10 protein-coding genes are annotated in these 8,386 nt (G+C 55.5%); 4 read left to right on the forward strand and 6 right to left on the reverse strand.

The annotated features are described in order from the left end of the window. Positions 1 to 323: 323 nt before the first annotated feature. Together HMPREF2562_RS04535 and HMPREF2562_RS11040 are read right to left on the reverse strand one after the other, a co-directional pair. On the reverse strand, positions 324 to 1,085 hold the full coding sequence (locus HMPREF2562_RS04535) for a hypothetical protein (protein ID WP_070549686.1): 762 nt from the start codon (positions 1,083 to 1,085) through the stop codon (positions 324 to 326). A gap of 1,008 nt (positions 1,086 to 2,093) precedes the next feature. Next, positions 2,094 to 2,255, reverse strand: a complete 162-nt coding sequence (locus HMPREF2562_RS11040) for an HNH endonuclease (RefSeq protein ID WP_246819328.1) — start codon at positions 2,253 to 2,255, stop codon at positions 2,094 to 2,096. Between HMPREF2562_RS11040 and HMPREF2562_RS11045 the strand changes: the two genes are divergently transcribed. Then, positions 2,196 to 2,336: a hypothetical protein gene (locus HMPREF2562_RS11045; RefSeq protein ID WP_246819329.1), complete on the forward strand. Its 141-nt coding sequence runs from the start codon at positions 2,196 to 2,198 to the stop codon at positions 2,334 to 2,336. The two genes, HMPREF2562_RS11040 and HMPREF2562_RS11045, sit on opposite strands and share 60 nt — an antisense overlap. Before the next feature lie 592 nt (positions 2,337 to 2,928). Here HMPREF2562_RS11045 and HMPREF2562_RS04540 read toward each other — a convergent pair. The 4 genes from HMPREF2562_RS04540 to HMPREF2562_RS04555 form a co-directional block, all read right to left on the reverse strand. Then, a complete protein-coding gene (locus tag HMPREF2562_RS04540; RefSeq protein WP_141744772.1) occupies positions 2,929 to 3,522 on the reverse strand; it encodes a hypothetical protein in 594 nt (197 codons plus the stop codon). Positions 3,523 to 3,584: 62 nt separating this feature from the next. After that, complete coding sequence (locus HMPREF2562_RS10715; protein ID WP_246819326.1) at positions 3,585 to 4,025, reverse strand: BRO-N domain-containing protein; 441 nt, start codon at positions 4,023 to 4,025, stop codon at positions 3,585 to 3,587. A gap of 135 nt (positions 4,026 to 4,160) precedes the next feature. Continuing rightward, a complete protein-coding gene (locus tag HMPREF2562_RS04550; RefSeq protein ID WP_070549689.1) occupies positions 4,161 to 4,436 on the reverse strand; it encodes a hypothetical protein in 276 nt (91 codons plus the stop codon). 332 nt (positions 4,437 to 4,768) lie between these two features. Further along, on the reverse strand, positions 4,769 to 5,050 hold the full coding sequence (locus HMPREF2562_RS04555; RefSeq protein ID WP_005511166.1) for a DUF3618 domain-containing protein: 282 nt from the start codon (positions 5,048 to 5,050) through the stop codon (positions 4,769 to 4,771). Positions 5,051 to 5,200: 150 nt separating this feature from the next. On the opposite strand from HMPREF2562_RS04555, the gene bcp reads away from it, so the two are divergent. From bcp to HMPREF2562_RS04570, 3 genes are all read left to right on the forward strand, one after another. Continuing rightward, positions 5,201 to 5,728, forward strand: a complete 528-nt coding sequence (gene bcp, locus HMPREF2562_RS04560; RefSeq protein ID WP_049172881.1) for a thioredoxin-dependent thiol peroxidase — start codon at positions 5,201 to 5,203, stop codon at positions 5,726 to 5,728. Between the two features lie 75 nt (positions 5,729 to 5,803). After that, on the forward strand, positions 5,804 to 6,463 hold the full coding sequence (locus HMPREF2562_RS04565; RefSeq protein WP_049172878.1) for a TetR/AcrR family transcriptional regulator: 660 nt from the start codon (positions 5,804 to 5,806) through the stop codon (positions 6,461 to 6,463). A 160-nt stretch (positions 6,464 to 6,623) separates the two neighbouring features. Beyond that, the gene (locus tag HMPREF2562_RS04570) at positions 6,624 to 8,384 is read left to right on the forward strand and encodes a neocarzinostatin apoprotein domain-containing protein (protein ID WP_070549690.1); all 1,761 of its coding nucleotides are present in this window, start codon (positions 6,624 to 6,626) and stop codon (positions 8,382 to 8,384) included. Positions 8,385 to 8,386: the final 2 nt, after the last annotated feature.

Raw genomic sequence — 8,386 nt, forward strand, 5'->3', positions numbered from 1 at the left:
TCGGCATACCTGGGACTACCTGCCCTAGCACCCCTGCACGTACAGCCCTAGCTCTCTTCCTAGCCGTAGGCACACGCCCCTACCCCGACCTAGGTAGCCGGGCATACTTCCTATCCGTAGGGGAATCCCCTACCTAAACACTCCACTGCCCAAGACGCTCGCACGTTGCCGCACTGTCACCAGCGAGCAACAGAAGACGAAGGGCTCTTAACAATGCAGCTTCGAGACATATCTACGGACGGGCTCTCCATACATCCCGGGGTCGGCTCGAACAAGCCCGTTTCCTGTTGGCCTACCTGCCCTGGTTGTTAGTCACCGATGGGCTACCAGTTGCGGACTGCTGCGAGCAGATCTCGGTGAGCCTGAGCAGACAACAGGTCACGCTGTTCTTCCCAGTGGGCTACTACTTCGAGCGCTTCTTCCGGAGTCTTTAGCTCTACCTTGGCTCCGTGCTCGAGTGCTTTTGCCAGCATCGGCAGCACTGCCTGCTGAGCCGAGCTGGAAGAATCGTCCACACCGGAGAGGTAGTAGTAAGTCTCGAGGTTGGTCGGTTCAACCAACAGGAACAGCGGCTCGGGTACGAGCAAGTTCTTCTGGCTAGGTACAACAGACCCCAGAGTCTGAACGAGGTTGATAACAGACTTAAGGTGTGCAGCGCTGGCCTTAGCAGTCTGGTAGGCAGCAAAGACCTCTGAACTGAAGTTCATTACGTCTTCAGCGGAGAACTCAGCGGGAAGCTCGAAGACCGCATCACTGTATGCTTCGGCGTTCTCGGCAAGGCCGTCGTTGAGCTGCTGAAGGTAGAAGTCGATCATGTCTTCTAGTTCGTCTTCAATAGCGTTGGAAATCTTATGGCGAGCAAGAGTCTTAGCCTCGGTGAGGTTATCGCCCTGAGAGCTCTTCCATTCTGCAAGACGTAGAACCTGCTGCGCTGCCTGCTTTGGATCGGTGACCTTGTCGAGTTCCGGCGCTTCAGTACCTGCTTCCTCAACTGCATCCAGTGCAGCCAGCAGTGATTCAATCTGTTTCGGGTTCTTCAGACCCCAGTGGCGCACGGTATCGACAGTGTGATTCGGGTTAAACATGAGTAAATCCTCCTTGGGGATTCGGTGATTTTGGGCAAAACAAAAGCCCCTAGCAAGCGCTAAGGGCAGTAGATTCGATGAACCTGGTCATGGTCTGTGAGGTAGTAGACCAGTTTCAGATTGTGCCGAGCAGTGAAGCATCCGATCAGCTGGCACAGCCTCGGCGGAATGTATTCCGAGCTCGCAACCACGGTGAGTGAATTGTCCCGGTGGTTGTATTCGACTCTGGCCGAAGGCGTATGAACGAGTACCTCGGTCAACTTATCGCCTCCGGTACAGCACACTCTGCAAACTCTCGAGCAACGGATCCCCGGTTCGATCGGGAATTGCACCGAAGGATCCCTGAGACGGGTCTACGGCTGATTGAACGGATTCGAGTGAATCGACGAAAGCTCCGGTGGTGGTTGTTGTCCGCTCCGGAGCTTCGGGCTCCGGTGCTGTATCAGTCAGTGCTTCTTGCAGGACTGAGGCAGCGGAGGGGGCTCGGTGATAGTTGGTTGCTCGAGAGCTGAGGGCGCGAGCAACTCTCTCGGTGACTTTCGCACCGTTTAACGGGATATAGTCCAAGGTTGTTTCCTTTGGTCGTGAATGAATAACTAGCGAGATTCCGTAGCCGCGTCGGGACGCTCTCTTGCTAGATGCCTGAGCAATTGAGAAACCAGATCAGGCTCTAAGCACAGCAGTTCCTCTCTTGTAATACCGAGCTTGTCGGCTACATCGTCGATCCAACGACGCATGATTCGCTGTCTGGCTCGATACCTGGAGTTAGCTAGATCCTGAGTGGCCTTGATTGTTCCGGAGGCATACCTGGTTGCGTGTCGATCCTGTATTACTGTCACCTCCTTGCGGTGGCTGAGCGGGTATAGCGTTATAAAACATGGCGAAAAGGAAAACGCCCTTGGTGCTCGTTAAACCAAGGGCGAAATCCTAGAATCACCAGAAGGTCAGACACCGGTGATGTCTGAATGGATTACTGAGTAACCCGGCATTGGGGACTAGCCATCTCCCCTAACGACACTCGATAGTCTCGAGCATCCTTAGCAGAGGTGTGTGCCTACGGGCTCTCTTAGCAGCCGAGGCCTTCTTGGCTTCGGTCTGCGTCTTCTTCTTGTGGCAAGCCGAACAGACGGCTTGCAGATTGTCCTCGGAGTGATTGTCTCCTCGGACGATGTGATCTACCTCGGTTGCCTCTTCAAGGCACCCGAAGGACTTAAGCTGGCACCGCCAGCGGTCTCTCCGGAGGACTCTTAATCTCCGGTGCCTCCAATCAGGAGGCAGTCTCTTTCTTCGGTCACTCGAATACCATTTAGTCACCGGAGACTTAAACCTCCTGGTCACGTAGTGAGCAAGCGAATGAGTGAGCTTGCGAACGTTGCCCGAGCCTTCGGGGCTCGGTCTACTTAGTAAGTAAGAGCGGCCCCCGAGGGCCGCGTTCTTGTTTAAGAAGATCGCCGGCCTTTGTTGGCCGGCTCTTACTGGTGAGTGAAAGAGAGGGGAGCTCTCAGCTCCCCGGTTCCGATAAGAACCGAGTGAAGAACGAGGTTCGTTCGGGGCTCGTTTCACTCGCCCCTCACTATATATATACGTGTGATTTGGATACTTTCCTCACACTCGGTTTTAGAGAATCCTCTAAATTACCCCCTACTGGGGGTGTCTTAGGGCCACGACCTTGACAGTTCAATGAATAACCATCAACTCGCAAACTCATAGATGAATGAGATTCCAAATCCCGAGTATTACCCCGCTAGGCCACACGATCTCAGCGGAACGAACCGACTCGCCTATTTATTGGCTATCTCAAAATCCATGCCTAATGCTGCACAACACGAAGGCAAATCACCTTCTACTCCACCTTGTAGACTTTCCCCTCAACGCGAACTTCCGTTACCCCCTTAGGAACGATAAAAGCGCCGTACCTACGGGATTTATCTCCCGCATCGGTTGGAGTCATCCAATCTTCGTAGCCTTCACCCGGCTGACAGTCAGTCGCGAAATCAGCCTCCTTTGCAAACTTATCAGCGTCAACAGCCTTGGGAACATTCAGGAAAACCATCCCTTGGCTCTGAGGGTTATCCAGCTTCTGAACATCAACCTCACCCAGGATCTGGAGATACTGCTGATCCTCACCCAAGTCATCCAAGGGAGATCCAGGAACATACATACCGAAGCGACACTCTTCGCCGAGCGTAATTTCCTTGATCGTCAAGAAAACGTCATTATCCGGCAGCTTAGAAATCTCAAAAGGCTTTTCTAGCTCAACTTTTCCACCCTCGTCTGCCTTCTCTTCAGTTTTTGACGAGGATTTAGGAGCTGCAATAGTGCCTTGACTGTTCTTATCTGCGTCTTCAGTTCCACAAGCAACAAGCCCAATACTGAGCATGGCAGCTAATGACAGAGCGGTGCGGCGCAAGATTCCTCCAAAAGTAGATGTAAACAATTAGCTGATAACTTTACCTTTAAAAAGGAATCTACAAACTTCGGGTACCCCCTCTGACGTGCCTATTCACGGTTGGTCAAAGCCTCTCGATCACTCATAGCCCGAGCGATACGCTCGTTTCTCGCTTCCCGCATGAGTCGAGGCGAAAGTGAGACGTTCGAGAGCCAATTAGTTTCAGCCTCTCGCTCGAGCCTTTCGATGCGAGACTTGGCGAACTCCATAGCCTTGAGCATGAGCTCTTCGCCGGTCATGTCTTCTTGGCCTTGGATGTACCCGCCGTCCTTGCGGATCGACGGTAGAACTTCGGAGGTGACCCAGCGTCGGAACCTCTTGGCTTGTGGCTTTCGGGAGTCGAGAATCACGTCGTAGAGTCCCGACTCGTTCACCGTTGTTACCCGTTGTGACCTGCCCAAACGGTCGGTGACTTTAGTTGTACTAAGGTCATCTTCATTAAGTCGATTGCTTACCCACGTGATGTTTCCGAGCCCTAATACTTCGCACACGTCCTTGAGGACGAACCAAGGCTCTCCGTCTTCTAGGACGACTCGGAAGTTACATCCTGTTATGCCCTTTGATCTGGTAAAACGGTCGATGGTGTCGGTAGTACCGGCACCATCTCTACCTCGTTCCCAGCGTAATCACGACAACCAGGCAATAACTTCTTTGCCCGAAGGATAATCAGGCGAATCAAGAACCGCCTCGAACTTCAGAGCTGCCCCGGTGTGTTGGACAACCTCTTGCCATACGGACATACCTACCGCCTTCGGACTTGCTTCAGCATCGAAGGACACGAACAGAACACCGTCATGAATGCGGGCGTAAACGGTGCTTGCAATCTCAATAATGAGACCGTCTTCCACGTCTGCCAGGGTGATGTTGTCATGCTTCATCATGTCCCGGATTGCGATCTTCATTGCCTCTACCTCTCTGTAATTGGGCACAAATTGGGCACACGGCTGTGTGCTACTGTTTTCCCTAGAACAGAGAACCCGCTAAAAACGCTTTTACCTGCGCTGATGCGCGTCTGATAGTGACTTAAAACCTCTCGGGGTTCGAGTCCCTGATGGCGCACAATACAGACCGGGAAGGTAGAAATACCCTCCCGGTCTTTTTGTTGCACAACAAGCGCAGGTGCCAACTTGCACCCCTCGCTCGCACCCCACGCCTGACTCAAACAAGGGTTAGATACGCAAAAGCGCACGGCCCCAGGTAACTACCCGAAGCGCGTGCGCTAACTACCGAAAAACTACTTAGCAGCAGTCTCAATCATCTCGCGAATGCGGTCGATTTCCTTGCTGCGGTTACGGTTGCGACGAATGCCCATTGCGATGCCGCCAACAACAAGTGCGGCAACGACACCCAGTGCTGCCTGCACCTTCGGCTCATTCAGAGCATCGAGAACGCGGGTCTTTGCGTCATCCGCAACGTTCTTCGGATTCGTTCGCACGGTTAGCTCATCCAGAGTACGGGCGAGCTGGTTACGGTTACGCTCAATATCGCGCTGGATATCTTCAATGCTGCGAGCCACGTAAACTCCCTAAAAAGTTGAATATCTAAAGTGATTGTTCGCCTAAAAGACTAACACTTCCACTACAGCAACGTGGGCGAGCACGGGGAAAAACTCAACGCATTGCTTCAGAGTCGACACGCACCGCTCCAGAGTCGATACGATGAAGCCATGACTACTTCTTCCTCCAGCGACAAAGAATACGGCCAGAACAACATCCGTCTGGAAGCTGGCGACCCTGCCCCAGCGTTTACTCTTCTCAACGACGCCGAAGAGCAGGTTTCTCTGTCGGACTACGCGGGCAAGCCCGTGCTGATTTACTTCTACCCGCGGGCCAACACCCCAGGTTGCACCACTGAGGCATGCGACTTCCGCGATGAATCCGCTGCCCTGAACGATGCCGGCATTCCTGTCGTAGGTATTTCTCCGGACAAGCCGGCGAAACTCGCAAAGTTCCGCGAGGACCACGGCTTAAACTTCACCCTTCTGTCCGATCCGGACAAGGAAACCATGACCGCATTCGGCGCTTTCGGCGAGAAGAAGAACTACGGCAAGATTGTCCAGGGCGTCATCCGCTCGACTTTCCTGGTTAATGCCGAAGGAGAAATTGAAAAGGCCTGGTACAACGTTCGCGCCAAGGGGCACGTCCAGCGCGTACTGCGTGACTTGGGCGTGGAATCACAGGCTTCCGAAAGCTAACTAGCCGCAAGGCCTACTTTGACCCTGGCCCCAAACTCTCCTCCCACATCATCCCGATTAGACGGTTTCGTAGTAGTGACTCAATCCCAGGACGCACCGAATATTCTTCGTCCCCGTCGCACTCCGGCTCAGCAACGCAGCCGAGAGCGGTACGCACGCATGCTCAGCTCGGCACGCACAGTGCTCATCGAGCACGGGTTTGAGTCTTTCACTTTCGACGAAGTCGCTCGCATCGCAGATATCCCCATTGGCACGCTCTACCAATTCTTCGCAAACAAGTATGTGATGATCTGCGAGCTCGACCGTCAGGACACCGAGGCCGTCATCGAGGAAGTCTCACGCTTCGGCGAAACAGTCCCCACCTTGAAATGGCCGGAGTTTCTCTCGGAGTTCATCGATCACCTGGCAAAACTCTGGCGCGAGGACGTTTCCAGAAGAGCCGTATGGCTGGCTGTTCAATCAACGCCCGCCACACGCGCAACCGCAGAAGATACGAAGTCACGCCTGGTCACCGAGATTTCAAAGGTGCTGCGCCCGCTGGTGCCGTCGTCAAGCGATGCGGAACTGAACTTCATCTCCGACCTCATGATTAACGCCACGTACGCCCTGCTGAATTATGCGGTGGACCATCCGGGAAGCGATGCTGAGCGGGAAGCTCATTACGAGCTGACGGTGCAGGAAATCAAACGCATGACAATCTCTTATCTCATGAGCGTCGCGGAGGCCGCAGACTAGAGAGCGCCCCTCGCCCACCTCGGCAGGGGCATTTATTGCCCTTATCAATACGCGGAGGGTAGGCTTGCCTTAGTTTACGCTTTACTCTGGTCAGCGCGGTGGGGTTCCCTGTTTTTCGCCGCGCCTGCGCCGGAACTCCCAAACAGAATCAGAGGTTCACATGTCCACGACGCAGGGCGCTTTCCGACGGAGCCTGCTTCCCCGCTCTATTGTTCTAGCTTCGGCAATCGTAGTGAGTACGGGATTTTTACCCGCAGTCCCCGCATCGGCACAGTCACTGCCATCGATTGGACAGCTCGGCGGTTCGCTCCCCGGCATCGGCGACCTTCTCGGCGGCAGCACCGATCAGTCTGAGCGCCAGCTCTCTGTGACCCCTGCCACCGATCTGTCCGACGGCGCCACCGTGACCATCAAGGGAGTCGGCTACCCCGCTAACGCAAATATTTACCTAGCCCAGACAATCGAGAAGCCAAAGTCGGGCTACCCTTCGACCTACGGCGAAGCGGCCAAGGTGACAGTCGGCGCTGACGGAAGTTTTACGCAGGAGATGAAGGTCGCGACCAGCTTTGGCGATGTCGACTGCACCTCCACCCAGTGCTACGTAGCCTCCTTTACTGCGTTCCCTAATCTTTCTGACCGCAGCAATGACCAGTGGGTCCCCATCACCTTCAAGGCGGGTGCTACTTCCCAGGCTGCTCAATCACAGGGTTCCACCAGCGCGGCACCGAGCGGTGGCCAGAGCACTGGTTCGGGCTCCCAGTCACAGTCGGGCTCGCAGTCACCGTCGCAGTCACGGGGTAACGCATCGGTGAGCCTGTCCAAGACCTCAGACTTGAACCCGAGCGGCGACACCATTCGAGTTGAAGGCAAGGGATTCAAGACCTCTGGACCGGGCATCTACGTCGGTATCGCGCAAAATGACCAGATGGATGTGACCAACGCCGATTCCTTCGGCCCGGATACCCAGTTTGTGTCTACCTCTCGCGGCAACTTGAAGTCCGACGGCAGCTTCAGCGTGGATCTTCCGGTCAGCGCGAAGTTCGGCACGGCAGACTGCATGCAGAACGCTTGCTCGGTCTACACCATTGCTGCTCACGGTTCTTCCGACCGCAGCCAGGACACGGCGACCGCGGTATCGTTTGCCGGCGGAGCTGCCAAGCAGGACGCTACCCTGCCCTCCGGCGGTGGCTCCTCACAGTCCGCAGGCAGCGCAAGCTCCGGCACCAGTGGCAGCACAGGGTCTAGTGGAACGAGTAGCACCAGCGCTTCCAGTGGCTCCAGCAGCTCCAACGGCAGCAGCTCCTCGACCGGCACCCCGTCGGTAAGCCTGTCCACCACGGAACTGAACCCATCGGGCAGCACCGCAATTACTGTCTCCGGCAGCGGATTCAAGACCAGCGGCAACGGCATCTACGTCGCAGTGGCTGAGAAGAACAAGTTCTCCACCACCAACGCTGATGCTTTCTCCGCCGCTGAGTTTGTGCGCACCTCCCAGATGTCCTCCGACGGCAGCTTCTCTACAACGCTCAATGTCGAGGCCGTCACCTCGGCCGCCAACTGCGTCGAAAATGACTGCGCGCTCTACACCTTTGCTGCTCACGGTTCCTCCGACCGCAGCCAGGACACGGCCACGGACCTCAGCGTCGGCGGCTCCGCCAAGGAACGCGAAGAAGCTGTGAAGACCGGTGCCTCCAAGACCGGAGAGTCCAAGGCCAGCGGCTCCTCCAAGGCATCTGGCAAGGTTTCCGCAAAGTCCAACGCTTCCGGCAATGGCCTCGACGAAGTTGATGTGCAGACTCAGCAGGCCGCGACCAACTCCCCGCTCCAAACCGCCGCAGTCGCCGGAACCGGCGCAATCCTGGGCGCGCTAATCTTCGGTGCCGGCATCCTGGTCGGTCGCCGTCAGAAGTCCGTCGATTAGCG

The sequence above is a fragment of the Corynebacterium sp. HMSC077G07 genome (assembly GCF_001809225.1).
Taxonomy (GTDB): Bacteria; Actinomycetota; Actinomycetes; order Mycobacteriales; family Mycobacteriaceae; genus Corynebacterium; species Corynebacterium jeikeium_D.